The 25,551-nt window shown below is 42.0% G+C and carries 26 protein-coding genes; 1 reads left to right on the plus strand and 25 read right to left on the minus strand.

All coding sequences use genetic code 11. From position 1 onward, the window contains the following. Nucleotides 1-21: 21 nt before the first annotated feature. The 17 genes from glyS to rpsU form a co-directional block, all read right to left on the minus strand. Nucleotides 22-2,067 (minus strand): glycine--tRNA ligase subunit beta, encoded by a 2,046-nt coding sequence (gene glyS, locus NSQ76_RS12520; protein ID WP_252049591.1) that lies wholly within the window; start codon nucleotides 2,065-2,067, stop codon nucleotides 22-24. Then, the gene (glyQ, locus tag NSQ76_RS12525) at nucleotides 2,060-2,947 is read right to left on the minus strand and encodes a glycine--tRNA ligase subunit alpha (protein WP_012010611.1); all 888 of its coding nucleotides are present in this window, start codon (nucleotides 2,945-2,947) and stop codon (nucleotides 2,060-2,062) included. The genes glyS and glyQ overlap by 8 nt, the downstream gene beginning before the upstream one ends. Nucleotides 2,948-3,276: 329 nt before the next feature. After that, entirely contained in the window at nucleotides 3,277-4,047 is a 771-nt protein-coding gene (gene recO / locus NSQ76_RS12530; protein WP_024427960.1) for a DNA repair protein RecO, read from the minus strand. A 35-nt stretch (nucleotides 4,048-4,082) separates the two neighbouring features. Beyond that, entirely contained in the window at nucleotides 4,083-4,226 is a 144-nt protein-coding gene (locus NSQ76_RS12535) for a YqzL family protein (RefSeq protein WP_003217288.1), read from the minus strand. Between the two features lie 148 nt (nucleotides 4,227-4,374). Beyond that, on the minus strand, nucleotides 4,375-5,280 hold the full coding sequence (era, locus tag NSQ76_RS12540) for a GTPase Era (RefSeq protein WP_007501305.1): 906 nt from the start codon (nucleotides 5,278-5,280) through the stop codon (nucleotides 4,375-4,377). Continuing rightward, nucleotides 5,273-5,671: a cytidine deaminase gene (locus NSQ76_RS12545; RefSeq protein WP_008356263.1), complete on the minus strand. Its 399-nt coding sequence runs from the start codon at nucleotides 5,669-5,671 to the stop codon at nucleotides 5,273-5,275. Before NSQ76_RS12545 ends, era begins: the two co-directional genes overlap by 8 nt. A 113-nt stretch (nucleotides 5,672-5,784) precedes the next feature. Further along, nucleotides 5,785-6,171 carry a diacylglycerol kinase family protein gene (locus NSQ76_RS12550; RefSeq protein WP_024423020.1) on the minus strand — a complete coding sequence of 129 codons (387 nt, stop codon included), beginning with the start codon at nucleotides 6,169-6,171 and terminating at the stop codon, nucleotides 5,785-5,787. After that, nucleotides 6,149-6,628 carry an rRNA maturation RNase YbeY gene (gene ybeY, locus NSQ76_RS12555; protein WP_024423021.1) on the minus strand — a complete coding sequence of 160 codons (480 nt, stop codon included), beginning with the start codon at nucleotides 6,626-6,628 and terminating at the stop codon, nucleotides 6,149-6,151. The genes NSQ76_RS12550 and ybeY overlap by 23 nt, the downstream gene beginning before the upstream one ends. Next, entirely contained in the window at nucleotides 6,629-8,740 is a 2,112-nt protein-coding gene (locus NSQ76_RS12560; RefSeq protein ID WP_370880885.1) for an HD family phosphohydrolase, read from the minus strand. It lies immediately after the preceding gene. Between the two features lie 114 nt (nucleotides 8,741-8,854). Then, nucleotides 8,855-9,814, minus strand: a complete 960-nt coding sequence (locus NSQ76_RS12565) for a PhoH family protein (RefSeq protein ID WP_024423023.1) — start codon at nucleotides 9,812-9,814, stop codon at nucleotides 8,855-8,857. Between the two features lie 3 nt (nucleotides 9,815-9,817). Then, nucleotides 9,818-11,008 carry a sporulation protein YqfD gene (gene yqfD, locus NSQ76_RS12570; protein WP_024427959.1) on the minus strand — a complete coding sequence of 397 codons (1,191 nt, stop codon included), beginning with the start codon at nucleotides 11,006-11,008 and terminating at the stop codon, nucleotides 9,818-9,820. Between the two features lie 18 nt (nucleotides 11,009-11,026). After that, nucleotides 11,027-11,308 (minus strand): sporulation protein YqfC, encoded by a 282-nt coding sequence (gene yqfC / locus NSQ76_RS12575; protein ID WP_012010618.1) that lies wholly within the window; start codon nucleotides 11,306-11,308, stop codon nucleotides 11,027-11,029. Nucleotides 11,309-11,513: 205 nt separating this feature from the next. Further along, complete coding sequence (locus tag NSQ76_RS12580) at nucleotides 11,514-12,011, minus strand: hypothetical protein (RefSeq protein WP_024427958.1); 498 nt, start codon at nucleotides 12,009-12,011, stop codon at nucleotides 11,514-11,516. Nucleotides 12,012-12,042: 31 nt separating this feature from the next. Further along, nucleotides 12,043-13,035, minus strand: a complete 993-nt coding sequence (floA, locus tag NSQ76_RS12585; protein ID WP_024423026.1) for a flotillin-like protein FloA — start codon at nucleotides 13,033-13,035, stop codon at nucleotides 12,043-12,045. Nucleotides 13,036-13,062: 27 nt separating this feature from the next. Beyond that, nucleotides 13,063-14,376, minus strand: a complete 1,314-nt coding sequence (locus NSQ76_RS12590) for an NfeD family protein (RefSeq protein WP_041106925.1) — start codon at nucleotides 14,374-14,376, stop codon at nucleotides 13,063-13,065. A 142-nt stretch (nucleotides 14,377-14,518) separates the two neighbouring features. Beyond that, nucleotides 14,519-14,968 (minus strand): GatB/YqeY domain-containing protein, encoded by a 450-nt coding sequence (locus NSQ76_RS12595; RefSeq protein ID WP_024423028.1) that lies wholly within the window; start codon nucleotides 14,966-14,968, stop codon nucleotides 14,519-14,521. Between the two features lie 14 nt (nucleotides 14,969-14,982). Next, nucleotides 14,983-15,156 (minus strand): 30S ribosomal protein S21, encoded by a 174-nt coding sequence (rpsU, locus tag NSQ76_RS12600; protein WP_003152957.1) that lies wholly within the window; start codon nucleotides 15,154-15,156, stop codon nucleotides 14,983-14,985. 182 nt (nucleotides 15,157-15,338) lie between these two features. Here rpsU and NSQ76_RS12605 point away from each other — a divergent pair, with 182 nt between their 5' ends. Then, the gene (locus NSQ76_RS12605) at nucleotides 15,339-16,268 is read left to right on the plus strand and encodes a Na/Pi symporter (RefSeq protein WP_341054089.1); all 930 of its coding nucleotides are present in this window, start codon (nucleotides 15,339-15,341) and stop codon (nucleotides 16,266-16,268) included. A gap of 41 nt (nucleotides 16,269-16,309) precedes the next feature. Here the strand turns inward: NSQ76_RS12605 and mtaB are convergent, their stop codons facing one another. The 8 genes from mtaB to hemW form a co-directional block, all read right to left on the minus strand. After that, nucleotides 16,310-17,668, minus strand: a complete 1,359-nt coding sequence (gene mtaB / locus NSQ76_RS12610) for a tRNA (N(6)-L-threonylcarbamoyladenosine(37)-C(2))-methylthiotransferase MtaB (protein ID WP_073206350.1) — start codon at nucleotides 17,666-17,668, stop codon at nucleotides 16,310-16,312. Then, complete coding sequence (locus tag NSQ76_RS12615) at nucleotides 17,668-18,438, minus strand: 16S rRNA (uracil(1498)-N(3))-methyltransferase (RefSeq protein ID WP_341054092.1); 771 nt, start codon at nucleotides 18,436-18,438, stop codon at nucleotides 17,668-17,670. Before NSQ76_RS12615 ends, mtaB begins: the two co-directional genes overlap by 1 nt. 23 nt (nucleotides 18,439-18,461) lie before the next feature. Further along, nucleotides 18,462-19,397, minus strand: coding sequence for a 50S ribosomal protein L11 methyltransferase (gene prmA / locus NSQ76_RS12620; RefSeq protein WP_024423032.1), 936 nt, complete (start codon nucleotides 19,395-19,397; stop codon nucleotides 18,462-18,464). Nucleotides 19,398-19,419: 22 nt separating this feature from the next. Then, nucleotides 19,420-20,553: a molecular chaperone DnaJ gene (gene dnaJ, locus NSQ76_RS12625; protein ID WP_024423033.1), complete on the minus strand. Its 1,134-nt coding sequence runs from the start codon at nucleotides 20,551-20,553 to the stop codon at nucleotides 19,420-19,422. A gap of 165 nt (nucleotides 20,554-20,718) precedes the next feature. Then, nucleotides 20,719-22,557 (minus strand): molecular chaperone DnaK, encoded by a 1,839-nt coding sequence (gene dnaK, locus NSQ76_RS12630; protein ID WP_024423034.1) that lies wholly within the window; start codon nucleotides 22,555-22,557, stop codon nucleotides 20,719-20,721. A gap of 24 nt (nucleotides 22,558-22,581) precedes the next feature. Beyond that, nucleotides 22,582-23,139: a nucleotide exchange factor GrpE gene (grpE, locus tag NSQ76_RS12635; RefSeq protein ID WP_024423035.1), complete on the minus strand. Its 558-nt coding sequence runs from the start codon at nucleotides 23,137-23,139 to the stop codon at nucleotides 22,582-22,584. Between the two features lie 63 nt (nucleotides 23,140-23,202). Further along, nucleotides 23,203-24,234 (minus strand): heat-inducible transcriptional repressor HrcA, encoded by a 1,032-nt coding sequence (hrcA, locus tag NSQ76_RS12640; RefSeq protein ID WP_003217350.1) that lies wholly within the window; start codon nucleotides 24,232-24,234, stop codon nucleotides 23,203-23,205. 81 nt (nucleotides 24,235-24,315) lie between these two features. Then, nucleotides 24,316-25,455 carry a radical SAM family heme chaperone HemW gene (gene hemW / locus NSQ76_RS12645; protein WP_024423037.1) on the minus strand — a complete coding sequence of 380 codons (1,140 nt, stop codon included), beginning with the start codon at nucleotides 25,453-25,455 and terminating at the stop codon, nucleotides 24,316-24,318. Nucleotides 25,456-25,551: the final 96 nt, after the last annotated feature.

The raw sequence follows: 25,551 nt of genomic DNA on the forward strand, positions 1-25,551 counted from the left end.
AAGGCAACCGTTCTTAGGTATTTATTTTACAATTAAATTGTTCATATTCGCAAATGATTGAATGACTTTGGCTAGTTTGACCATTTGTGCCAAACGATTTCGCTTCAGTTTCTCATCATCCGCATGAACCATTGTATGATCGAAATAATGAACAATCGGTGTTTTTAACGTATCAAGTGCCTCAAGTGCCAAGCTGTATTGCCCTGCTGCTACATGTTCCTTTACAGCTTTCTCTACTTGCTGATACGCCTCAAACAGCTTTTGCTCATGTTCATTTTCAAACAGTTCAGGCTGAATCTCTGCGTCTTCCCCTTTTTTACTGATTGAAATGACGCGACCCAATGCTTCAGCCGTTTCTTTGAAGCTTTCTTGTTTCACACTCTCTTCAAGAACAGCTGCTTTTTTGACGACTGCATATGGCTCAATATTTTCAACATCCAGCACTGCATCAACAACATCATGGCGGATATGCTCTGCTTGAAGAACATATTTTAAACGATGCGTTAAAAATTCAATCAGAGCAGCTTCATGTTCTGCCTTTACTTGAGCAAGTGCTAACAGCTCTTTAAATGAAATATTCCAATGACGGTCGAGCAGGATTTGAACGATACCGCTCGCTTGTCTTCTAAGTCCATAAGGGTCTTGAGAACCCGTTGGGATCACATCAATTGAGAAGAATGAACAAATAGAATCAAGCTTATCTGCTACTGCCACAATGGCACCAATCAAAGTGGATGGCGCCTCGTCACCAGCAAAGCGCGGCATATAGTGCTCGTTGATGCTTCTTGCTACTTCTTCATGTTCACCAAGAGCTCTTGCATATTTCTCACCCATGATTCCTTGTAATTCTGGGAATTCATAGACCATTTGAGTCACAAGGTCAAACTTCGAAATACTTGCTGCTCTCGCCACACGTTTAGTGGTTTCGTCATCTGCTCCGACATGCGCCGCTAGACGAGTTGCAATGTCTGTCACTCTCTTCAGCTTGTCGCCGATTGTTCCAAGTTTCTCATGGAATACCACTTTATCAAGCTTTTTAATATTGTCTTCAATCACTAGTTTTTCGTCTTCTTTATAGAAGAATGCAGCGTCTGATAAACGCGCACGAAGTACTTTTTCGTTCCCTCTTGCGACATTTTCCAGCGCCTCACTGTTTCCATTTCTGACTGTAATAAAGTGCGGCAATAATTCCCCTTGCTCATTTTTCACAGGGAAGTAGCGCTGATGCTCTTTCATTGTCGTCACCAATACTTCTTCCGGCAATGCAAGAAACTCTTCTTCAAAGGAACCAGACAGCACAGTTGGATATTCTACAAGGTCGTTCACTTCTTCTAAAAGTTCAGGATCAACAGGAATGACCCAGCCTTTTTCTGTAGATAGCGCATCTAGCTGTTCAGTAATGAATTGTTTTCTTTTCTCTGAGTCTGCAATCACAAATTGATCGCGCAATGTTTGTTCATAGGAAGCAGGTGTGTCAATGCTGGCTGTCGTTCCAAGGAAACGGTGTCCTCTAGTCTCACGGCCGCTTTTCACCCCAGCAATTTCAACAGGTACAATCTCTTCTCCAAATAAACAAACAATCCATTTAATCGGACGGATATAGCGTAAATCCTCGCTTCCCCATCTCATGTTCTTTGGAAAGCTTAATGAAGCAGCGATTTCACCTAACGCTGGCAGAAGGTCTTTGACTTGCTTTCCTTCTTGAAACTTTTGGACATGGACATAATCCACTCCTTTGATCTCTTTGAAATAGAGATCATCTGTTGAAGCACCTTGTCCTCTGGCAAAGCCTTCAGCTGCTTTTGTCCAATTGCCTTCAGCATCTTGGGCAATTTTTTTAGCCGGGCCTTTTGCTTCTTCTTTGATGTCTTCTTGTTTTTCTGCGACACCTTTCACAAGTACAGCAAGACGTCTAGGTGAGTTGAATAAAGCAGTCTCTTCAAATGAAATATTTTGCGTTTCAAACCATGCTTTTACTTTTTCACCCAGCTGTTTTGTGCTCTCTGGCATGAAACGAGCCGGCATCTCTTCTAAGCCGATTTCAAGTAATACATCTTGTTTATTCATGAGAAGCCGCCTCCTCTTTTAGCATCGGGAATCCCAGTTTTTCGCGTTCTTCATAATAGGTTTTGGCTACTTTTCTTGCTAACTGACGCACTCTTCCGATATAGCCAGTTCGCTCAGTCACAGAAATAGCACCCTTTGCATCGAGCAGGTTAAACGTATGAGAGCATTTGAGGACATAGTCGTATGCCGGGTGAACAAGCCCTTTGTCCATTTGGCTATGTGCTTCTTTCTCATAGGTTGTAAATAGCTCGAACAGCATGTCAGTATTAGATGTTTCAAATGTATAAACAGAGTGCTCGTATTCAGCCATTAAGAATAAATCTCTGACCGTAAATCCGTCTGTCCATTCAAGATCGAAGACATTTTCTTTGTCCTGGATGTAAGAAGCAAGACGTTCAATACCGTATGTGATTTCAACAGAAACGGGCTTACATTCTAAGCCGCCGACTTGTTGGAAATAAGTGAACTGCGTAATTTCCATGCCATCAAGCCATACTTCCCAGCCAAGTCCTGCACAGCCAAGAGATGGATTTTCCCAGTTGTCTTCCACAAAACGAATATCATGTTTCAGCGGGTCAATGCCAAGTGCCTTCAATGATTCAAGATATAGCTCTTGAATATTGTCAGGTGATGGCTTAATGATCACTTGAAATTGGTGATGCTGATACAATCTATTTGGGTTTTCTCCATATCTGCCATCAGCCGGGCGTCTTGAAGGCTCTACATATGCTACCTTCCACGGCTCTGGGCCAATGCTTCTAAGGAACGTGTATGGACTCATCGTTCCGGCACCTTTTTCTGTGTCATACGCCTGCATTAATACGCAGCCTTCATTTGACCAATGCTTTTGCAGCGTCAAAATCATGTCTTGAATATTCAATGATCGCACCTCCATCTTTTCTAGACCAACCGCTATGTATGGCGGGTGGGATTAGAACCTTGTAAGAGAACACAAAAACTCCCGTCTCTATGCTCGCAAGGTTCTTGCAAACATAGGGACGAGAGTTTTTTCCCGCGGTTCCACCCTATTTGCTGGTGTCGTAGCACCCAGCCGCTTTGTTTTACGTTGCTCAAGAATGCCTTTCGTTACGCCTCCATCCTTAGCTCACACCGCCCTAAGGTCGCTTTTATGGATTTTACGTAAGTACTTCTTTCTGTCAATGCAACATATTTTATCTTAGATGATCTTACAAAAAGTCATGGGAGATGTCAACTTTTGTTTTCGTCACCCATTAGCTTTTTCATGGATTCCATCTGATTCATGAATTTTTTTGATTTTAAATAGAGGCCGGAATATTCGTCATAGTAGTGATCAAGCACTTGACGAATTTCTTGTTTCGTCTGCTGTTTCACATCAACCTGACCAAGCCTTGATAAATCAAAATAATGAAACAAACGGAGCAGCCTTGCAGCTGCGGGGGATAAGGGCAGTTTATATGGATCTTTCGAAAAACAATTTTGGCAAATGAAGCCGTTATCTCTTATCGAGAAATGGAACTGCCCTTCTTTTTGACCACAGTGGACACATTGATCAAGTTCAGGCTTCATCCCCATCACTGATAACATTTTGACCTCTACGATAAATAAAATAATATCAGCATCTGTGCCTTCGTTGAGATGACGCAGAGATTGAAGCAGAAGCTCAAACAAATAAGGGTTTGGCTTTTTTTCTTCTGTCCCTTTATCCATTAATTCCGTCATATATGCGGCATATGCGGTCAGAAATAAGTCTTCCCGAATGGCCCGCATACTTTCAATCATTTCGCCTTGCTGGAGCGTTCCAAGTCCTGTTGATGATTGGATGAGAAAGGCGCCGTATAAAAACGGCTGGCTTATGGCTGACAGGCGGCTGTTTGATTTTTTAGCGCCTCTGGCCATCACGCCAATTTTTCCATGTTCTCTAGTGAGCAGCGTGACAATTTTGTTTGTTTCGCCATAATCTGTTGTTCTAAGGACGATTCCTTCACTTTTAATGAGCATTTGTCTACACTCCGAGCGCTGGAGGGGGTCAAGAATTATAAGATTGGAAAATCAAATCGTGCTATTTCTTCTTCAAGTACATCGGGTCTTTCCAGGTTCTCCTTTTCTAACTCTTTGAAAAGCAGATACGTGTCAACGCTTCCTGTTTGTGAAAATACGTTCCATGTAAAATTCAACATAAAAACCCCACCTTTCTTTATTAGAAGCAGCAACGCTACATCCAACATATTAATTTTATCTTGACCAGGCTACCTCCATTTCATGATAAACAATTTTTACTAATCGAGCCGCACCATTGTCAGATTTGCTGACAAATGCAGCGATTTTTTAATATTCGTCTTCTCTAAATCCGAAGTCACGCAGGTGAGTGGATTTATTACGCCAGTCCTTCTGAACTTTGACCCAAAGCTCTAAATACACTTTTGAGCCTAGAAGTGCTTCAATGTCTCTGCGCGCTTTTTGTCCCACTTCTTTTAACAAGCTGCCTCGTTTACCAATGACGATCCCTTTTTGCGAATCTCGTTCTACGACAATGGTCGCCGCGACATGGATCTTGCCATTTTCATCTGGCTTAATCGATTCAATCGCAACCGCAATACTGTGCGGAATCTCTTCTCTCGTTAAATGCAGCACTTTTTCACGAATTAATTCAGAAATAATAAACCGTTCTGGATGATCTGTTACTTGATCTGCCGGATAAAATTGAGGGCCCTCTGGAAGATAACCTTCAATCTGCTGAAGAAGCGTGTCGATATTGTTTCCTTCAAGAGCTGAAATGGGCACAATTTCCTTGAATGGATAACGTGTGCGGTATTCATCAATTAAAAGGAACAGTTCATCGGGATGAATTTGGTCAATTTTATTGACGACTAGGAACACCGGTGTAGACGTTTGCTTTAGTCGTTCAATGATGAATTCATCACCTTTGCCATAGCCTTCCTGTGCGTTGATCATAAACAAGATCAGGTCGACTTCCTTCAGTGTATTTTGAGCCACCCTCATCATAAAATCACCAAGCTTATGCTTAGGTTTATGAATCCCCGGTGTATCGATAAAGATCGTTTGTGATGTGTTTGTTGTCAGAACACCTTGCACTTTGTTTCGCGTCGTTTGGGGCTTATCGCTCATGATGGCGATCTTTTGTCCAATGACACGATTAAGAAAAGTTGATTTCCCTACATTTGGTCTTCCAATAATTGATACAAATCCTGATTTGAAGCTTTCGTTAGTCATTTAAATCCTCCGGTGAAAATGCGCCTGGCAATAGTTCGTTTACTGTTGTTTCGTATATATGTCCTTTTAAGTTCGTTAGAATCACTGGCATATCAGGTGCACATAGCTCTGAAATGACCTGTCTGCATGCGCCGCACGGCGAAACAGGCCGGTCTGTATCAGCCACCACTGCTAACATTTGAAAAGATGTAATGCCTTCTGAATAGGCTTTAAAAAGTGCTGTTCTTTCCGCACAATTACACATACCATATGCTGCATTTTCAATGTTGCAGCCGCCATACACTTTTCCATCATTCGACAGTAATGCTGCACCGACTTTGAATTTAGAATAGGGTACATATGCAAAATCTCTTGCTTTGATTGCTTCTGAAATCAACTCTTGTTTGTTCATTCCTAGTTCCCACTTTCAGAAGAAATGGTACCACTGTCACATTTATATTTTACATAATTCACGTGACATTTTCACGCCCATTTCTAAAAATGTTAATAAATAGTAATATTGTTCTATTGCATGATCTTCGGTAAGAAGATGATCAACCCAATCATAACCGAAATCGCGGCGTAAACGCAAACAGCGCCTGCCGCAGCGTCCTTCGCTCTCTCTGCAAGCGGGTGTCTTTCTTCTGTCATCAGATCCACTGTATGTTCAATGGCTGTATTGACAAGTTCAAGCGCAAACATCCCCCCGCAAAGAAGAAGAACGATCAGCCATTCAAATGGGTCAATGCGGAACCAAAAGCCGCAGATCACCACGATGATGGCTGCGACTGTGTGAAATCGAAAATTCCGTTCATTCAAGAAAGTTCGCCATATTCCTCTAAATGCATAGTAAAAACTCCGAAAAAAACGGGCGAGCGGCCTTCTTTTCTTACGATGATCTCGAAAGGCCATAATCATCCAAGATTTTTGTCTGTTTGGCGAACATTTCTTTTTCATCTTCCTCTGTCATATGATCGTACCCGAGCAAATGGAGGAAGCCATGAATCGTTAAGAATCCAAGCTCTCTCATAAAGGAATGTCCATATTCCTCTGCCTGCTCTTTCGTTCGATCCACACTAATGATAATGTCACCAAGTACAGGCGGGATATCATCCGCTCCTATGATTTCAATCTCCCCTTCTCCTTCTTCCTCAAGTGCAAAGGAGATCACATCCGTTGGTGCGTCTTTTCCGCGGTATTCTTTATTGATTTGATGAATCTCTTCATTCGAAACGATCGTCACTGATACTTCCGCTTGATCCTTGACCTCAAGTTCGTCCGCAGCAAACTGAAGAAGCTTTTCCACTTCTTCAAGCTGCTCTTTTGATACTTGTCCTGTTTCATCTATTAAATCGATTAACAATGTCATTTACTTCACCTTCTGCTTCGGGGCATCTGGATATTCAATCCGAGAATGGAAAATCCCCTTTAATGTTGTACAAATCGTTTGGCTGATAATATTTAATTCTTTAAATGTGAGGTCACACTCACTAAATTGCCCGTCCTGCATTTTATCTGAAATAATGCCTTTGACAAGCTTTTCAATCCGCTCTGGATTTGGATTATGCATGGAACGAACCGCCGCTTCAACGCTGTCAGCCACAGAAATAATCGCTGCTTCTTTTGACTGCGGCTTTGGACCAGGGTAACGGAATTCTTCTTCTGTCACCTGATCATCACGCTCTTTCGCCTTATAGTAAAAGAACTTTAAAAGAGACTTCCCGTGATGCTGTTCGGCAATGTCGACAAGTTCTTCAGGAAACTTCTTTTCTCTCAGCATATCAGCGCCATCTGTCGTATGGGCAATAATAATATTTTTACTCAGCTGAGGAGAAAGCTTGTCATGCGGATTATCAATGTTCATTTGGTTTTCGATAAAGTATTGCGGTCTTTTCGTTTTCCCAATGTCATGATAATAAGCGCCGACCCTTGCTAAAAGACCATTTGCGCCGACTGCTTCACATGCAGCATCCGCTAAATTCGCCACCATGACACTATGATGATATGTACCTGGTGTCTCGGTTAAAATCTTTTTGAGCAGCGGATGATTTGGATTGGATAATTCAATCAGTTTCATTGTGGAAAGAATACCAAACATGCTCTCAAAAACAGGCATTAACCCAATGACCAAGATAGATGATGCAAACCCTGACACAATCGCCATCATGAGGTTCACACCGATTTCAAGCCCTGATGGTGAAGAGTTTTGGATCAGTGTAATAGATAAAACCACAAGTACATTCACCAAAGCCACCAAAAGCCCGGCCTGCAATATTTTTGATCTTGCATTATGTTTTCTTAAAAATAAAATACCAGCCATCCCGCTCACAAGATAATAAGCGCAGATCACATAGTTAAAGACGCCGGTTACTCCTTGATTAAACATCATACTGCCGCAAAGAGCAAATACAAGGCCGGAGAAGATCGCTAACCGCTCATTAATGAGCAGCTTGATCAGCATCGTGCCAAGTGCCACTGGCACGACATAGCCTATCGTCGTATACTTCGTTTCCTGGAAGAGGCTGAACACTTCCATGATAATTAATATAATCGTGAAAATAAGCGAGTAAAGCAGTAATGACTTATTCTTATGGACAAGCGATTTTTTCCTCGATTCAAGGGAATGAATAATCGCTGCTAAAAAAAGTCCAATTAATATGAGAAGACCACTTACAGGCTTAAATAAATTTGAGCTGTTTAACAGACCCGTCAGTTCTAATTTGCGATAAACTTCCCGGTCGATGAGCTCTCCTTCTTCAACTAAGATTTGCCCCTGCTTAATTTGCACAGGCTGAATATTATCAGCCGCTTCCTGTCTTTTCTTTTCTGTTGCCACTGGGTCAAATACATAGTTTGGAATGATCGCAAATTCACCGATTTCTGTCGCTGCATTTAAGTATTTTGATGGAATTGAATTGTTTTTAAGCTCTGTTTTGACTTGTTTTTTCTCATCTTGTAATTTCGCTGCTGTGATTTCTTTACTCATCAGTGAATTCACCACTGTGATGATGGAATCCTTAGTAAATGAGAGATTTTCATCACTTGCCTGGAGCAGTGCTTTGATGGATTGATCCGAAACAGCCTCCTGCATATCTGTTGTGAGCTTTTCTTTGACACGCTTGACCATTTCTTGATCTGATGGCGCGTTCTCTTTATCATCAGCTGCTTTCTTCTCTTCTTTAATGGCTTCAAAGAGGGATGAGATGAGGTCTACGCGATTATCAGAATACGCTTTTTTGAGCGTATATTGATCTTCTACCTGATCTGTTGCTTCTTGTTTCTTTTCTTCTGTCGCTTCTTGATCATCAACGGTTGACGGAGAATAGATGGTCTGTTCGCTCACTGAAAATAAATCTAAGTCGAGCGATTCAGGCTTTACATGGAAGAAGAGCACCACGAATAAAATGGCTGCTAAACCAGCGTACAGCAAAACATTTAAATAACGTGAGCGCTCCATTTTCTGAGGTTCTTTTTTAGACAGCATTCTTTTGCGCTTACTGCCTTTTTGATTCTTTCTCAAGGAAAGTACCTCCTTTTTTACTTTAAACCACGATCGAAACAAAATGACCCGATGAAGACGATCGGGTCACTCAGTTCATTTTTGCTTTTCGTATGCGCCAATGATCTTCGCCACAAGCGGGTGTCTGACCACATCTGTCTGGTCTAATTCAATAAATGAGATGCCCTTGATCTCTGCAAGCATGTCCTTTGCAGCCGCAAGACCTGACTGCATGCCCTTTGGCAGATCGATCTGTGTAATATCTCCTGTAATGACCATTTTAGAGCCAAACCCAAGTCTCGTCAAAAACATTTTCATTTGGGCAGGTGTTGTATTCTGCGCTTCATCTAAAATCACAAATGCATCATCAAGCGTCCGGCCTCTCATATAGGCAAGGGGCGCTATTTCAATCACGCCGCGCTCGATTAAACGTTCCGTATGATCACTGCCAAGCACATCATGCAGGGCATCATATAGTGGTCTTAAATAAGGATCTACTTTTTCCTTTAGATCACCTGGTAAAAAGCCAAGGCTCTCTCCTGCTTCAACAGCTGGTCTTGTCAGGATAATCCGTTTTACATGTCCATTTTTCAGTGAATGGACCGCATTGACGACTGCCAAATACGTCTTCCCTGTACCAGCGGGTCCAATTCCAAAGACCAGGTCATCTTTTTTCATCGCCGCAGCATATTCCCGCTGGCCGATTGTTTTCACCCTGATCGATTTTCCTTTGGCATTTTTCGTAATTTCATCTTCATACATATTTTCAAAATAATTCAGCTTGTTTTTTTGCGCCATTTTAATGGCATAAACGACATCCCGTTCAGATATCTCAATTCCTTTACGGATGAGATGTAAAAGAGATGTGATCAAACGGCTTACTGTATCTCTTGATGCTTCCTCACCAGAAACATACACTTTTTCTCCACGCGTAATAATGGAGACGTTCAGCTCGTTTTCCATTAGTTTCAGATAAGCATCTTGATTGCCAAATAAAGCAATCGCTTCGTTTGGGCTATCCAATTTTTGTTGAATCTCAAGTAAATGTTCTGTCATTCTCTAGTCTCCCTGAACAATAGGTGTTGGTTGAACAATATCTTCTATTACTTGGTAAAGGATGATTAACTTAACTTTACCATTCCCTGTTGTCTCGTGCAAAACTTTTTCACTTTTCACCTCTCCTGTTTGACCTAGCTTCTCTTCTAATTCTTTTTTACCCATTTTAATCCCTGCTTGAACCGCTTCTTTATTTGTGTATTCTCGATTTATTTTCTCACTTTCGCGTGTAATTTCCTTTTCATAAGAGAATGGGAGCTGCATGTTTAAAAAATGAAGCGGATGAACTTCTGTTTCTGTTTTTGGCTGCTTAAAATCATCCTTTTTAAAAGAAAAGCCCCAAAATGGCAGTGAGCCTCCAAATGCGGAGAGCTTGTGCTTTGTCTTCATTTTACCCGTAAAGACGTCAAAAGATGTTCGAAGAGGGACAGAAACTTCAGAACGATACCACGTTTCACCATAGATTTTCGCTTTGGCTCCTACCGTTTTTTGCTGATCTTCGCTGCCAATGAGTCCAGAGACAAGCATCTGTCCTTTCTTTACATGTTCATCAACCGCGGCGAGCGGCTCCCCTTTTTCTACATACATTCTCGTGATGACCGCCTTTTTCTTGGCAACGATATGCTGAGGACTCGTGTATTTCTCTTTTTCAGGTTCATTTTTTTCTACAACTTTCATTTGAAAGGTTGTGCCGTTTAGTTCTACACCGACCCATGTGATGCTTGGAATATTGGTTGTCAGGGATTTTTGAATTTTTTCAGGTGTTCCCATTAGAAACTGAAAACGTCCTTTTTGCACCCCGATGTCGTCTAAATGCTTTCTCATTTGATGTTCAGTTTCTGGATTGGCTCCTTTAATATCAATTTTCCATACCATGTTTGAAAGTGCCAATATCGTCACTAGAAAGCATACAATCCCAAGGGTAAATCCGATATTCTTCCTTGACCATAGGAGTAGAAATGGAAAGCCCTTTTTTTGATGAAATGAACATGTCACGTCATGATGTCTGCGTACCTTTCTGAAGGCATGTACATCTGATAAGCGAATAAATAAGCGCACGCTGTCTTGACGGCGGCTCACTTGAAACATTGTGATCCCCTGCCTCGTGCACTCATTAATGAGCCGCTCAATGCCATTTCCTTTGATCTCCACTTCCACTCTGCCAATAAAATAGGCGAACCATTTATTCTTCACGCTTCTCCCCTCCGTCAGTTAAGAATCAATATAACGGACCTCATCGATTTTCCCTTCCAATAAAATCTCTTCTGGCAAAATCGTTTTAATCACAAAATCTTTCCCTGAAATAATGCACTGTCCCTGTTTGAGCATCAGCCTTACCTCTTGATCACTGAAAAGCAAAAGCCCTTTATGGTTCTCTATGTAAATGTGGAGTCTGCCAACCATCGTAATACGGGGAAGATCCATCATCACGTCTGGAGGGATTTCAAGTGTTCTTGTCAGCCATGCTTTAAGTCGATTTTTTCTTTTTCCCATTCAATAAGAACCCCTTCCCACCTCATGTGTATGAGATCAAACTGAAAGATGGTGAGACTGATGAGAAAGCCTCTATATCATCCTATTCCTCAGGGGTTCATATCATGCTAATGAATCCCGTAAAATAGCCTTTTCAGCATTTTCTTTAAGAAAAATCGTCATCAGGCAAAAAAAGCCCCCTTTATGAAAAAGGGGGCTTTCTTCTTTATCTTTTATATGGCCGTTTCATCGTTCTGTGCGGCTTTTTCGCGCGCGGCTCTCCAAATACTTCTCCAAGGATCATTCCTTGAACAATTGTATCTTGGTTCAGCTTCTCAATGAATTTTGGCCTCATTTCAGCAGATGCAGCCTTTGGCCTTGTCAGCTCTCTTTCAAGCGATTGGAACTCTTTGTTCAGCTCGTTTTTTCTTTCTTCCATTTCGGCAAGTGTAGCCGTATAGCGATCTTGTAAGGACTGAGAAGTTTTTTTCTTCATCCCGCCATGATCATGTACATCGCCGAAATCGTCCAGCTGATCGGTCACGACTGGATCTGGACTTGTTTGCTTTGTTTGCTTTTGGGGCACCTGCTTACGCTGAGGAGCGGGCTTCTTTTGCTGATTCTGCTCTTCGTTCTCCTCTTGTTTGCCGATCTTCCCAAAGACGGCAGAGATGATACCGATGATAATCGCAATTAGTAGCGGATTTTCAAATAAAATGTCCAATGGGCTCCCTCCTTAAAGCGTGAGAGGATGCTTATTTGTTTTCATTATCAGATGGACCTTTTGTCATTTTGCCAAATGAATCTCTCATATCCGTATCAGCATCGATATTCTTAATGTTCATGTAGTCCATGACACCAATATTGCCTTCACGTAATGCTTCAGCCATTGCAAGTGGTACTTCAGCCTCTGCTTCAACGACTTTCGCGCGCATTTCTTCAACTTTCGCACGCATCTCTTGTTCTTGTGCAACAGCCATTGCGCGGCGTTCTTCTGCTTTCGCCTGTGCAATGTTTTTGTCTGCTTCTGCTTGGTCTGTTTGCAGAATTGCCCCGATGTTCTTACCGATATCAACATCTGCGATATCAATCGAGAGAATTTCAAATGCAGTACCTGAATCTAATCCTTTACCAAGAACCGTTTGAGAAATCATATCAGGATTCTCAAGAACCTTTTTATGATTATCTGATGAACCGATTGTAGAGACAATCCCTTCACCTACACGGGCAATAATTGTTTCTTCCCCTGCACCACCGACAAGTCGGTCGATGTTTGCACGAACTGTAATACGTGCTTTTGCTTTGACCTCAATCCCGTCCATCGCAACACCAGAGATAAATGGTGTTTCAATAACTTTAGGGTTTACACTCATTTGAACTGCTTCTAGTACATCACGGCCTGCTAGGTCGATGGCTGCACAGCGGGCAAAGTTCAATTCGATATTCGCGCGTTGAGCTGCAATTAATGCGTTCACAACTCTGTCCACGTTACCACCTGCAAGATAGTGGCTCTCCAGCTGGTTAATCGTCACATCAAGACCTGCTTTATGTGCTTTGATGAGCGGGTTGACCACTCGGTTTGGAATCACTCGGCGCAGTCTCATTCCGACAAGTGTAAAAATGCTCACTTTTACGCCAGCCGCTAGGGCAGAAATCCACAGCATCACCGGTACAAAGGTGAAAAAGATCGATAGAACAATCAAACCTGCTGCGATAATCACAAATAATAGTAAAGTAGATGGATCCATTTTATTCCTCCTCTAAAATCAGTATATCTATACTTTCCTCACGACAATGCGTGAGCCTTCCGCTTTCACAATTTTTACTTGTTCATCTTTATCGATAAATGCACCTTCTGACACCACATCAATGCGCTCATCTCCGAGTACGATTGTACCAGATGGACGAAGTGCAGTGGCTGTCACTGCGATTTGCCCAACAAGATCCTCTCTTGTTTCATTTGAGACATAACCGCTTTCCTTATTGGTTGAATCGGTTAAAATGAACTTTTTAAAGAATTTCATACGTTTCCCCAACACCTTTGTCAATAAAATAACTGCTATGATTGAAACAGCAGTGGCAATCAAGATGGAAATCGCCATTTCTGTAAAGCTTCCAGCTGCTAAAAATAAGCTGACAACGACACAGATCAGTCCAATGACACCTACGATTCCCCCTGGCAAAAACAATTCCAGAATGATGAGTGCAATCCCTGCTAAAAACAGGAACAACGTCTCATATCCTGCAAAACCTGCCACGAGATGACCATAAAAGAATAGAAGAAGCGCTGTCACTCCCATGGTGCCCGGGACCCCAAAGCCAGGAGAATAGAGCTCAACAACTAACCCTAAACTTGCAATGGATAAAAGGATTGGAATGACAATTGGGTGCGTAAGAAAACGCGCAACCTTTTCAGCAAAGCTCACTTCATCGTATTGAACAGAAGCATCTTTTAATTTCAGCTTCTGAAGCAAGTCATCCATATTTTTTGCTTCTCCTTCTGCATAACCGAATTGCAGCGCCCGGTCTGTGTTGAAGGTGAGCAATTCTCCTTTTGGTGCACCGGCTTCTTTTGCGTCTATATCTATATCCGCCATGGCAAGAGCATACTTTGGATCACGCCCCTGCTTTTCGGCAGCATCACTCATTTCAGCAAGCCATAGAGATTCAGATTTTTGATCGGCAGCATTGCCTTCTCCATCGATGATCGCAGCAGCCCCCATCTTTCCATTCGGGGTCATATAAATTTGATCGGCATTTAGCGCGATGAAGGCCCCGGCTGAAAGCGCTCTATGATTGACAAACGCTGTCACTGGGATATCAGAAGCACGAATCGTATCTGCGATCTCAAGCGCTGCATCGACTGCACCACCTGGTGTATTGATGTCGAGAATAATATGCTTCGCCCGCTCCGACTTTGCCTGCTCAAACGATCGTTCAATGAATTTAGAAAGTCCTTTTTCTACTGTATCTTCAATTGGGATAACATGAACTTTCTGATCTGCTGATTTCGCGGTCAATTGAACCCCTAATAACAAGCATATTATAAAACAACTGAAGAGAGCAATAGAAATTTTTATTTTTTTCATCTATTTGGTGATCCCTCCTCTCTTTCTTCCATTTTACCGTTCCTTTACATACGTTACAAATGTATCATAGGTTTCATTTTTATATGACAGAATCACGAGGGCATAAAAAAAGTACCCTTCTAACAATAGAAGGATACTTTTTTTATTGAGACAGCTGCTCGCTGACAAGTCTGTTAATGACAGCTCCATCAGCTTTACCTTTTACTTTTGGCATAATAGCGCTCATGACTTTACCCATATCAGCCTTCGAGGAAGCACCTGTTTCAGTAATCGTTTCTTTCACGATCGTTTGCAGTTCTTCTTCAGAAAGCTGTTCAGGTAAATAAACGTCTAATATGTCAATCTCTTTTTGAACTTTATCTACTAAATCTAAGCGATTAGCTTTCGAAAATTCATGGAGGGAGTCTTTACGTTGCTTAATCTCGCGGGAAAGGACGGTTAGTTCCTCATCGCCGGTCAAACTGTCTTTCTTAAGCTTAATTGCTTCATTTTGCAGCGAAGCCTTTACCATACGAATGACAACAAGCTTGTCTTTCTCACGGTTTTTCATCATAAGCTTCATATCAGAATTTAATTGCTCAAGAAGACTCATAAAATCCACCCTCTTTAGAATTTACGTTTTCTAGCAGCTTCAGACTTTTTCTTGCGCTTTACGCTAGGCTTTTCATAAAATTCACGCTTTCTTGCTTCTTGCAATGTTCCAGTTTTGGATACACTGCGTTTAAAGCGACGAAGAGCATCTTCAAGCGATTCGTTTTTTCTAACGACCGTTTTTGACATTCTCTTTCCCTCCCTCCGAATACACCAATCGACTGCATTAAAAAAAGATATACATGCAAAACATGTACCTAGACATTATAATATAAGCCTAGTGTGAGGTCAACTAAGTGATTTGGAAATATATTTTCGTCATGAGCAGGTAGACAAGTCCATATATTCATTGGTAAGAGGAGGACTTTTCTATGATGGCGATCATTTATTTTTGTGCACTTATTTTCATTTTTTTATGGTCAATGGGCTTGCTGAGAAAAGGATTAATGGCGCTTGCGTCGTCTCGTATTGAGAAATCACTTCTTCTCTTTACAGATCACCCGGTCAAAGCATTCTTGGTCAGCATTGTGTTTACAGGGGTTCTACAAAGCAGTTCGGCGTTTATGGTTATCGTCATTGGCTTTGTCAGTACTGGCATTCTCTCTTTTAAAAAATCGATCCCAATGATTCTTGGAACCAATATCGGCTCCACGTTTACGACAGAATTTATCGCCATTAAAATGGACGTGTTCATGTGGGTTTTGATCATAGCCGGTCTTGTATTTATCCTTTTTGGCAGGACATCTTTTAGACATGCAGGAAAAAGTTTATTTGGGCTCGGGATGATCTTTTTTTGCATACAAGGCTTTTCAAAAATTGCAGGGATGATGACAAGCCAGCCTGAGACATTGCGTTTTCTTGAAATAATGCAGCATTCAGACTGGACAGCGCTGCTTTCGGGTACCATTTTCACAGCAATAGTTCATTCGAGCTCAGTCTGTATCGGTATTTTAATGGGATTTATGAATGAGGGAACTGTGGCACTTCAGGAAGGTATCAGCTTTGTGTTGGGGTCCAATATTGGGACATGTATTACGGCTGTGATGGCTGCGATATCCGGCGGCTACGCAGCACGTCAAACGGCTTATGCACACGTCGTGTTTAATGTGCTTGGGGTTCTTTTATGCCTGCCGTTTCTCGCCCTGATCACAGAGGTTGTCGCCCTTCTCACAAGCTCTCCTGCCCAGCAGATTGCGCATTTCAGCCTGCTGTTTAATGTGGCAAGCTCTCTCCTCTTCTTTCCGTTCATTCGCCCTTTTCACGGATTGATCTTGTGTCTCATGCCGAATCAGTCGAAATAAAAGAAACCGGCTTGCCCTTTTGGCTGCCGGTTTTTTATCTATTATGAGGTCATTCTCACTTTGTCTGGCTGCACATCATCGCTGATGCGAACGAATTGTCCTTCGTTATAAGGATAGCCCGCTTTCGTAATTTTCACTTTGACCAGACGGCCGATCATGTCCTCCGTCCCTTCAAAAACAACTTTCATGTAGTTATCGGTATAACCAACATAAAGATTGTGGTTTCCTTCTTGTTCTTTGAAGGATTCTTCCGGAATAATTTCTAGCACATCACCTTCGTATGCTGATGCATACTCTTTCGCAAGCTGGTCAGAAAGAGCGATCAAACGGTGGACACGTTCGTTTTTCACATTTTCATCCACTTGATCTTCCATTCTTGCAGCCGGGGTACCTGTACGTTTGCTGTAAGGGAATACGTGCAGCTCAGAGAATTGATGGTCTTTGACAAAATTGTACGTTTCCAAGAACTCTTCTTCTGTTTCCCCAGGGAATCCAACGATTACATCAGAGGTGACAGCAAGTCCTGGCAATGCTTTTTTCAGCTTTGTTAAACGCTCTGCAAAGAATTCCATCGTATATTTACGGCGCATTCTTTTCAGCACAGTATTTGAGCCAGATTGAAGCGGGATGTGTAAGTGTCTGACAATTTTATCTGACTGATCAAGCACTTCAATCACTTCATCTGTAATTTGACTTGCTTCAATAGATGAAATACGGATTCGTTTCAAGCCAATAACACGTTTATCTAATTCTTTTAAAAGCTTTGCAAAGTTATAATCCTTTAAGTCTTCTCCGTATCCGCCTGTGTGAATACCTGTAAGCACAATTTCTTTATAGCCCGCATCAACAAGCTGCTGCGCTTGATTGATGACCTCTTCTGGATCACGAGAACGAAGAAGGCCGCGCGCCCAAGGAATAATGCAGAATGTACAGAAATTGTTACAGCCTTCTTGGATTTTTAATGAAGCGCGCGTTCTGTCTGTGAAGGCAGGAACATCAAGTTCTTCAAACACACGTGCTTTCATAATATTGCCAACCCCGTTGATCGGCTGTCTTTCTCTGCGGTATTCTTCAATATAGCCTAGTAATTTATGTCGGTCCTGTGTTCCAACCACAATATCAACACCAGGAATCGCCATGATTTCTGCTGGTGATGTTTGCGCATAGCAGCCTGTTACACAAATAACACCATCCGGGTTATGGCGAATGGCTCTTCTAATGACTTGGCGGCTTTTCTTATCTCCTGTATTCGTGACCGTACATGTATTAATGACATATACGTCTGCTTTTGATTCATACTCTTTTCTTTCATAGCCAGCTTCTTTAAACAGCTGCCAGATCGCCTCTGTTTCATAGTGGTTGACCTTACAGCCAAGTGTATGGAACGCTACTGTTCCCATCATGATTCACCTCTTAATAACTCTGTTTGATAAGATATAGCAGAAAGCGCATATAAAGGAGCAGTTTCTGTTCTTAAAATGCGTGGTCCAAGCCCGCAAATGACTGCACCAAGCGTTTCAAGCTCTTCAATCTCCTTTTCTGCCAAACCGCCTTCAGGGCCAAAAACCACTAGCAAGGTTTGTCCGCCTTTCATCTGTTGAAGCACAGTTTGAAAACGGCTTTGCTCTCCTTCTTTCGATGATTCTTCGTATGCAACGACACATTTATCGAATTCACCAGCTAATTGCGTCAGCTCTTTAAACGTTGATACTGAATAAACACGGGGAATGATATTCCGGTAGGACTGCTCGGCTGCTTCTTTCGCAATTTTCTCCCAGCGCTCTCGTTTTTTATGTGACTTTTTTTGGTCAAGCTTTGTAATAGAACGAGCCGCTTGAAACGGGATAAAAGCACTTGCGCCAAGCTCTGTGCCTTTTTGGATAATGAGCTCAAGCTTATCTCCTTTTGGAAGACCGCTTGCAATCGTCACCCTAATCGGAAGTTCTCTGTCCTGATTTGTCCAGCTTTCAAGGTGGCAAATCACTTCTTCCTTTGTTATTGTATCAATTTTACTGAGCGCTTCAAAGCCGTCTGTCGTTAAACAAAGGATTTCCTGCCCTTCTTTCATCCGCATGACATTGGAAAGATGATGCACATCTTCACCTTTTATAACGATGGCTCCCTTTAACGTCACTTCTTCTTTCGTGAGGTCGATAAAATATCGTTGCATACGTGTCCTGACACCTACTCGCTTTATTTTTTCGCTATAATGCTGACCCAATCTTCCATTGACAGCACTTCAACAATGTCAAAACCTGCTTCTTCTAATGCTGTTTTGACCTGTAATTTCTTTTGTCCAATGATGCCTGATGTAATGAAATAGCCATCTTTCTTCAATAGGTCATAGGCTTGATCTGTAAAGCGCAAAATCACTTCTGCCAGAATGTTGGCGACAATCACATCACGCTCACCTGAAATTCCATCAAGCAAATTGTTTTGTTTGACCGTCACTTGGTCACTTACACCATTTAGTTCGATGTTTTGCTTCGCACTTTCTACCGCAACGGTGTCGAGATCAAAGGCTTGAATGTCCTTTGCACCAAGCATTGCTGCTGCCACACTTAAAATTCCAGAGCCTGTTCCAACATCAATCACCGTATCGTTTTCCTTCACGTAGCGCTCAAGCGCCTGAATGCAAAGGACGGTTGTTGGATGCGTACCTGTTCCAAATGCCATTCCAGGATCCATTTCAATAATCAGTTCATCAGAATGAACCGGTGTATATTCTTCCCACGTTGGAACGATGGTGAATTTTTCAGAGATTTTCACAGGATGATAGTATTTCTTCCAGGCGGTGGCCCATTCTTCTTCATTTACTTCACAAATTGACAGTGTATTGCGTCCAAGGTCAATATCGTATAGAAGAAGATTGTTGATGGCTTCTTTGATCTCATCTACCGTTTCCATCAAAAAGCTGTTCATTGGAAGATAGGCTTTCACAATGACACCTTCATCCGGATAGTCATTCGGATCGAGCTGGTAGATCTCACCGTATACATTTTCACGTTCCTTGACTAAATCAAGCGGGTCCTCAATCACGACACCACTTGCACCTGCTTCATGCAAAATATTGGTGATCGGTTCCACCGCTTCATTTGTTGTATGGACGCTAATTTCTGACCACTTCAATACTACCAACTCCTTATCCGTCTTACTCGCCTTTAAATGCGCGTTTTACCTTATCGAAAAAGCTCATTTCTTGTTCGTCTGGTTTATTTCCGCTCACTTCAGCAAATTTTCTAATGATATCTTTTTGATTGTCTGTTAAATTTGTCGGTGTGACAACACGTACAACGATATGCTGATCGCCTTGGCCGTAGCCGCGTACATTTTTCACACCTTTTCCTTTGAGTCTAAACTTCGTGCCAGTTTGAGTGCCAGCAGGAACTTTTAATTTTACTTTTCCGTGTAATGTCGGCACTTCAATTTCGTCACCTAGTGCAGCTTGGGCAAAGGTGAGCGGCATCTCGCAGTAAATGTCATCTCCATCACGTTCGAAGAATTCATGCGCACGCACATGGAACACAACAAATAGATCGCCTGGAGGTCCGCCATTTACACCTGGTTCACCTTGGCCAGACACTCTGAGCTGCTGGCCATCATCAACACCTGCAGGAATCGTCACGTTAATTTTCTTACGCTTACGCACTTTGCCAGAGCCGCCGCATGTTGAACATTTATGGTCGATTTGTTTCCCTGTTCCGCTGCAGTAGTTACATACTCTGCGGTTGACCACTTTACCAAATGGAGTCGATTGCTCAACATTTAATTGACCAGAGCCGCCGCAATGTGAACAGGTTTTTGCCTGCGTACCAGGCTTTGCACCTGATCCATGACATGTTTCACAAGTTTCTTCACGAGGGATTTCAATGGTTGCTTCTTTTCCAAATGCCGCTTCTTCAAACGAAAGCGTCATTGTATATTGCAGGTCCGCTCCTTGGCGCGGTGCATTTGGATCTCTTCTTCTGGCTCCGCCGCCAAAAATACTAGAGAAGATGTCATCAAAGCCGCCGAAGCCGCCAAAGTCTCCTCCCCCGCCAAAACCGCCGCCGCCAAAGCCTTGGTTAGGATCGGTATGACCGAACTGGTCATAATGCGAACGTTTTTGATCATCAGAAAGGGTTTCATAGGCTTCTTTTACTTCTTTGAATTTCTCATCTGAGCCAGCTTCTTTATTAATATCAGGGTGATACTTTTTTGAAAGCTTGCGGTATGCCTTTTTGATTTCGTCCTTTGAGGCGCTCTTACTTACGCCAAGCACTTCATAGTAATCACGCTTACTCATCTCTTCACACTCCCGATTTTCTCACATAAATACGATTGTATCATTTTGATTTAACCTTTTTCAATTCCTTTCATCGTTGAAAAGAAAAAAAGTCAAAGCCAAGAGATCCTGACTTTGACTTTCTGACGAGTACGTTTCAGCAGTCTTTTTCAAAAGTAAAGGTGATTATTTTTTCTCTTGATCGTCGTTTACTTCTTCGTATTCTGCATCCACTACATTGTCATCTGCTTTTTGAGCACCTTCAGCGCCTTCTTGCTGAGCTTGTGCTTGTTTTGCAGCTTCTTCATAGAGCTTTGTCGTTAATTCTTGAACGATTGTTTGCAGCTCATCTTTTTTCGCTTTGATGTCTTCAAACTCGCCTTTTTCGATCGCAGCTTTTAGCGCATCTTTCGCGTCATTTGCTTTTTTCACTTGCTCTTCATCGATTTTGCCTTCTAGATCTTTTAATGTTTTTTCAGTTGTAAACACTAATTGATCTGCTTCGTTGCGCACTTCGATTTCTTCTTTTTTCTTCGCATCTGCTTCAGCATTTTCTTCTGCTTCTTTTACCATTTTTTCGATCTCATCATCAGAAAGACCTGAAGAAGATTTGATTGTGATGTTTTGCTCTTTGCCTGTACCCATATCTTTCGCACGTACGTTGACAATACCGTTTTTATCGATATCAAAAGATACTTCGATTTGCGGTACGCCGCGTGGTGCTGGCGGGATATCAGTCAATTGGAAGCGGCCTAATGTTTTGTTATCTGCAGCCATTGGGCGCTCACCTTGCAGGACATGGATATCTACAGCAGTTTGGTTGTCAGCAGCTGTTGAGAATACTTGAGATTTACTTGTTGGAATTGTTGTATTGCGTTCAATCAGCTTTGTGAATACGCCGCCCATTGTTTCAATTCCTAAAGAAAGTGGTGTTACGTCAAGAAGAACAACGTCTTTGACATCCCCTGTGATCACTCCACCTTGGATCGCTGCACCAAGTGCAACTACTTCATCAGGGTTTACACCTTTATGAGGCTCTTTGCCTGTTTCTTTTTTGATTGCTTCTTGTACTGCAGGAATACGAGTTGATCCACCAACAAGGATGACTTTATCAATCTCGCTAGCAGATAAACCAGCATCTTTCAGTGCTTGACGTACAGGTGTCATTGTACGCTCTACAAGATCTGCAGAAAGCTCTTCGAATTTAGCACGTGTTAACGTTAATTCAAGGTGAAGAGGTCCTGCTTCTCCAGCTGTGATAAATGGCAGTGAGATTTGTGTAGAAGATACACCAGAAAGATCTTTTTTCGCTTTTTCAGCAGCATCTTTTAAACGCTGAAGCGCCATTTTATCTTTAGAAAGGTCAATGCCATTTTCTTTTTTGAATTCAGCCACTAGGTGATCAATGATAACTTGGTCAAAATCGTCTCCACCTAGACGGTTGTCCCCAGCAGTTGAGCGCACTTCAAAGACGCCGTCTCCAAGCTCAAGGATCGATACGTCAAATGTACCGCCGCCAAGGTCGTATACAAGAATCGTTTGATCTTCTTCTGTTTTATCTAAACCATACGCAAGTGCAGCTGCTGTTGGTTCGTTGATGATACGTTCTACTTCAAGACCAGCAATTTTACCAGCATCTTTCGTTGCTTGACGTTCTGCATCGTTGAAGTAAGCAGGAACTGTGATAACAGCTTTTGTTACTTCTTCGCCAAGATAGCCTTCAGCGTAAGATTTAAGGTGCTGAAGAATAATTGCAGAGATTTCCTGCGGTGTATAGTTCTTACCTTCAACTTCTACTTTATAATCAGTACCCATATGTCTTTTAACAGACATGATCGTGTTCGGGTTTGTAATTGATTGACGTTTTGCTACTTCACCCACTTGGCGCTCTCCGTTTTTAAAAGCGACAACAGATGGTGTTGTACGTGCTCCTTCAGCGTTAGCAATGACTTTTGGCTCGCCGCCTTCAAGTACTGCAACACATGAGTTTGTTGTTCCTAAGTCAATCCCAATGATTTTACTCATATTCGATGACCTCCCATTATGTAGTTATTGATTTACTTTTACCATTGATGGACGAATAACTCGGTCTTTGAGTTTATAGCCCTTTTGCAATTCTTCTACAACGATATTTGAATCGTAGTTTTCATCTTCAACTTGCATGACGGCTTGATGAAGGTTTGGATCGAACTCTTTGCCGACAGCTTCAATTGGTTCAACGCCTTCATTTTTCAACGCTTCTACCAGCTGGCGGTAAACCATTTGCATTCCTTCTAACAAACTTTTCGTCTGCTCATTGTCTGGATCAATTCCAAGCGCTCTTTCAAAGTTATCAAGAGCTGGGAGAAGATCACTGACAACATGTTGAGAACGATATTTTTGCACGGTCTCCACTTCAGTTCGAGCACGGCGTTTATAGTTTTCAAAATCTGCTTGAACACGCAGAATTTTGTTTTCTTTTTCATCAAGAAGCTGCTGCAATTCATCGATTTTTTCTTGGAAGGCAGACTGTTCATCATTTGTTACTTCCTCAGTATCTGCTTGAACTGCTTCTTCTTGTGCTTCAACCTCTGCTTCTTGCTCAGGTGTCTGTTTTTCTTCTGACATTGTGTTCACCTCCCTCAAAAGATTCAAAAATACGAAGGGGCTGTGCCCCTATCTTTTATCACCCTACTCATCATACAAATTGGAAAGTGCGTTTGACAAGTCTTTTGATACATGATGCAAGAGACTGACAACCCTGCCATAATCCATACGGGTTGGACCAATGACGGCAATGGAGCCGAGTGATTTTTGATCAATCGAATAAGTAGCTGTGATTAAGCTACAGTTCTCCATCGCTTCCAAATTGTTTTCTGAACCGATTTTAATGGTGATTCCTTGCTGATTTGGATGAAACAGCTGCATGACATCATTCTTTTGCTCAATAAGCATCATGAGTGAACGGATGCGGTCAATGTCATGAAACTCCGGCTGATTCAACATATTAATCTTCCCGCCAAAGAAAAGTTTTGATTCATTTTGAGTCGATGTAAATGTATTGCCGAGCGCATCTAAAATATGATCATAATCTTTTAAATGCGTACGAAGAAGCATCACAACTTCTTTATACATTCTGTCCTTCAGCTGATCCATCGGGACTCCGGCTAGGCGGCTGTTTAAAATATTCATCAGCTTCTCAATATCGGAGACATCGAGATGCTCAGAGAAGGTAATGGTTTTGTTTTCAACATGTCCGCTGTCTGTAATCATGATCGCCACTGCTTTGTTTGGCTGAACAGGGACAAGCTGAATTTGCTTTAATCGATTTTCACTTAGCTTCGGACCAAGCACAATCGATGTATAGTTTGTGAGATCTGATAAAATTTCCGCCGATTTTTGAACTGTCTTTTCCAGCTCAAAAATTTTCTCCTGAAAGGCCGACTGGATGAGCACAAGCTCTTTAGACGACAGTTTTCGCGGAGAGAGCAAATGATCTACATAATAACGATATCCTTTTTCGGAAGGAATTCTTCCTGATGAAGAATGGGTCTTTTCAATAAAACCAAGTTCCTCCAAATCAGCCATTTCGTTTCTAATCGTCGCAGAGCTGAATGTAATGTCTTCTTTTTTAGAAAGAGTCCTTGATCCAACTGGCTGCGCCGAACGAATAAAGTCATTAATGATGACTTGCAGAATCAAAAGCTGACGATTTGTTAACATCATCATCACCCCTGTTAGCACTCTCTTTCAACGAGTGCTAATTGTATAAACAAAATTACCAAACTCAAATTAAAATGTCAATTATAACTCACCGAGAAACGCTTGAAATACTTCATTGCCTAACAATTTTCCTTTTCTTGTTAAACGTATCCCCTTGTCATCTTTTACAATGAGGCCTTTTTCTTCTAAATCTTCAAGAACAGTGGAAAAAAGTGCTTCTGGTGCAGCACCATATTTTGCTTGGAAATCAGCGCTTTTCACCCCTTCGATTTTTCGAAGACCTAAAAACATTTCTTCTTCTATTTGCTCTGCTTTTGTGACCTGATGTGTTTCCTTATACGGGAACCCTGTTTGGTCAATCAGCTCCAAATAATGTTTCACCGGCCCTGCGTTCACATTTCGGATGCCATCTACATACCCGTGTGCGCCTGCACCAAAACCGAAGTAATCTTCATTGCTCCAATAGGTCAGGTTATGCTGGCTTTCAAAGCCAGGTTTGGCGTAATTGCTAATTTCGTACTGCTTTAATCCATGGCGCTCCATTTCATCCATCACAAGCTCATACATTTCAGCCTCACGTTCTTGCGGCGGTAAATGAAGTTTTCCTTTTTGCATTAAGTTATAAAAAACGGTTTTCGGCTCGACGATGAGTGAGTAAACCGAATAATGCTCTGCCCCCAGCGAGAAAGCCGTCTCAAGTGAATTCATCACATGATGCTTTTCTTGATGCGGCAAGCCAAACATGAGATCGAGGCTAATATTGTCAAATCCAACCGCTCTAGCTCGCTCAAAGGATGTAAGGACATCCTTCTTTTGATGAACTCGTCCAATTTTCTTGAGCAAATCGTCTTCAAAGGTTTGAACGCCAAAGCTCAGCCGATTCACGCCGGCTGCTTTAAGCACATGCAGTTTCTCAAGCGATAATTCATCTGGGTTTGCTTCTACTGCAAATTCAATCAGATTTTTTGTCGGCTTTAATACGCTGTGAATGCTGTTCATGAGCTTGTCTAGCTGACTGACAGTCAGTGATGTCGGGGTTCCCCCGCCAATAAAAATTGTCTTTAGTTCCTGCTCGCCTTTTTGCTCGATCGTGTGCTGCATCTCTTTCTCAAGAGCCGCTAAGTATTCGTCGACTGGCTGCGTTTTGATGAAAAATTTATTGAAATCACAATAGTGGCAAATATGCTCACAAAATGGAATGTGAATGTATGCTGCTTTCATTAGATGACACCTTCTTTACAGGTAAAGAGCCGCAGTTTATCGCTGCGGCGTCTTTGTTTGTTATCGACTATAAACGTCAAGGCAGACATTGTAAAG

The organism is Bacillus sp. FSL M8-0256 (assembly GCF_038005765.1).
In the GTDB taxonomy this organism is placed as follows: Bacteria; Bacillota; Bacilli; order Bacillales; family Bacillaceae; genus Bacillus; species Bacillus safensis.

Excerpts from the sequence above, each read along its gene's own strand:
- hemW (WP_024423037.1), bottom strand. The coding sequence starts at position 25,455 with ATGAAAGCAGCATACATTCACATTCCATTTTGTGAGCATATTTGCCAC.
- mtaB (WP_073206350.1), bottom strand. The coding sequence starts at position 17,668 with ATGGGAACAGTAGCGTTCCATACACTTGGCTGTAAGGTCAACCACTAT.
- NSQ76_RS12550 (WP_024423020.1), bottom strand. The coding sequence starts at position 6,171 with ATGGCCTTTCGAGATCATCGTAAGAAAAGAAGGCCGCTCGCCCGTTTT.
- NSQ76_RS12535 (WP_003217288.1), bottom strand. The coding sequence starts at position 4,226 with ATGTTGAATTTTACATGGAACGTATTTTCACAAACAGGAAGCGTTGAC.
- dnaK (WP_024423034.1), bottom strand. The coding sequence starts at position 22,557 with ATGAGTAAAATCATTGGGATTGACTTAGGAACAACAAACTCATGTGTT.
- dnaJ (WP_024423033.1), bottom strand. The coding sequence starts at position 20,553 with ATGAGTAAGCGTGATTACTATGAAGTGCTTGGCGTAAGTAAGAGCGCC.
- ybeY (WP_024423021.1), bottom strand. The coding sequence starts at position 6,628 with ATGACATTGTTAATCGATTTAATAGATGAAACAGGACAAGTATCAAAA.
- floA (WP_024423026.1), bottom strand. The coding sequence starts at position 13,035 with ATGGATCCATCTACTTTACTATTATTTGTGATTATCGCAGCAGGTTTG.
- hrcA (WP_003217350.1), bottom strand. The coding sequence starts at position 24,234 with ATGTTAACAAATCGTCAGCTTTTGATTCTGCAAGTCATCATTAATGAC.
- NSQ76_RS12565 (WP_024423023.1), bottom strand. The coding sequence starts at position 9,814 with ATGACAGAACATTTACTTGAGATTCAACAAAAATTGGATAGCCCAAAC.
- NSQ76_RS12605 (WP_341054089.1), top strand. The coding sequence starts at position 15,339 with ATGATGGCGATCATTTATTTTTGTGCACTTATTTTCATTTTTTTATGG.
- glyS (WP_252049591.1), bottom strand. The coding sequence starts at position 2,067 with ATGAATAAACAAGATGTATTACTTGAAATCGGCTTAGAAGAGATGCCG.
- era (WP_007501305.1), bottom strand. The coding sequence starts at position 5,280 with ATGACTAACGAAAGCTTCAAATCAGGATTTGTATCAATTATTGGAAGA.
- NSQ76_RS12595 (WP_024423028.1), bottom strand. The coding sequence starts at position 14,968 with ATGAGTCTTCTTGAGCAATTAAATTCTGATATGAAGCTTATGATGAAA.
- recO (WP_024427960.1), bottom strand. The coding sequence starts at position 4,047 with ATGCTCATTAAAAGTGAAGGAATCGTCCTTAGAACAACAGATTATGGC.
- NSQ76_RS12615 (WP_341054092.1), bottom strand. The coding sequence starts at position 18,438 with ATGCAACGATATTTTATCGACCTCACGAAAGAAGAAGTGACGTTAAAG.
- NSQ76_RS12590 (WP_041106925.1), bottom strand. The coding sequence starts at position 14,376 with ATGAAAAAAATAAAAATTTCTATTGCTCTCTTCAGTTGTTTTATAATA.
- grpE (WP_024423035.1), bottom strand. The coding sequence starts at position 23,139 with ATGTCAGAAGAAAAACAGACACCTGAGCAAGAAGCAGAGGTTGAAGCA.
- yqfC (WP_012010618.1), bottom strand. The coding sequence starts at position 11,308 with ATGGGAAAAAGAAAAAATCGACTTAAAGCATGGCTGACAAGAACACTT.
- NSQ76_RS12545 (WP_008356263.1), bottom strand. The coding sequence starts at position 5,671 with ATGAACAAACAAGAGTTGATTTCAGAAGCAATCAAAGCAAGAGATTTT.
- rpsU (WP_003152957.1), bottom strand. The coding sequence starts at position 15,156 with ATGTCAAAAACGGTCGTTAGAAAAAACGAATCGCTTGAAGATGCTCTT.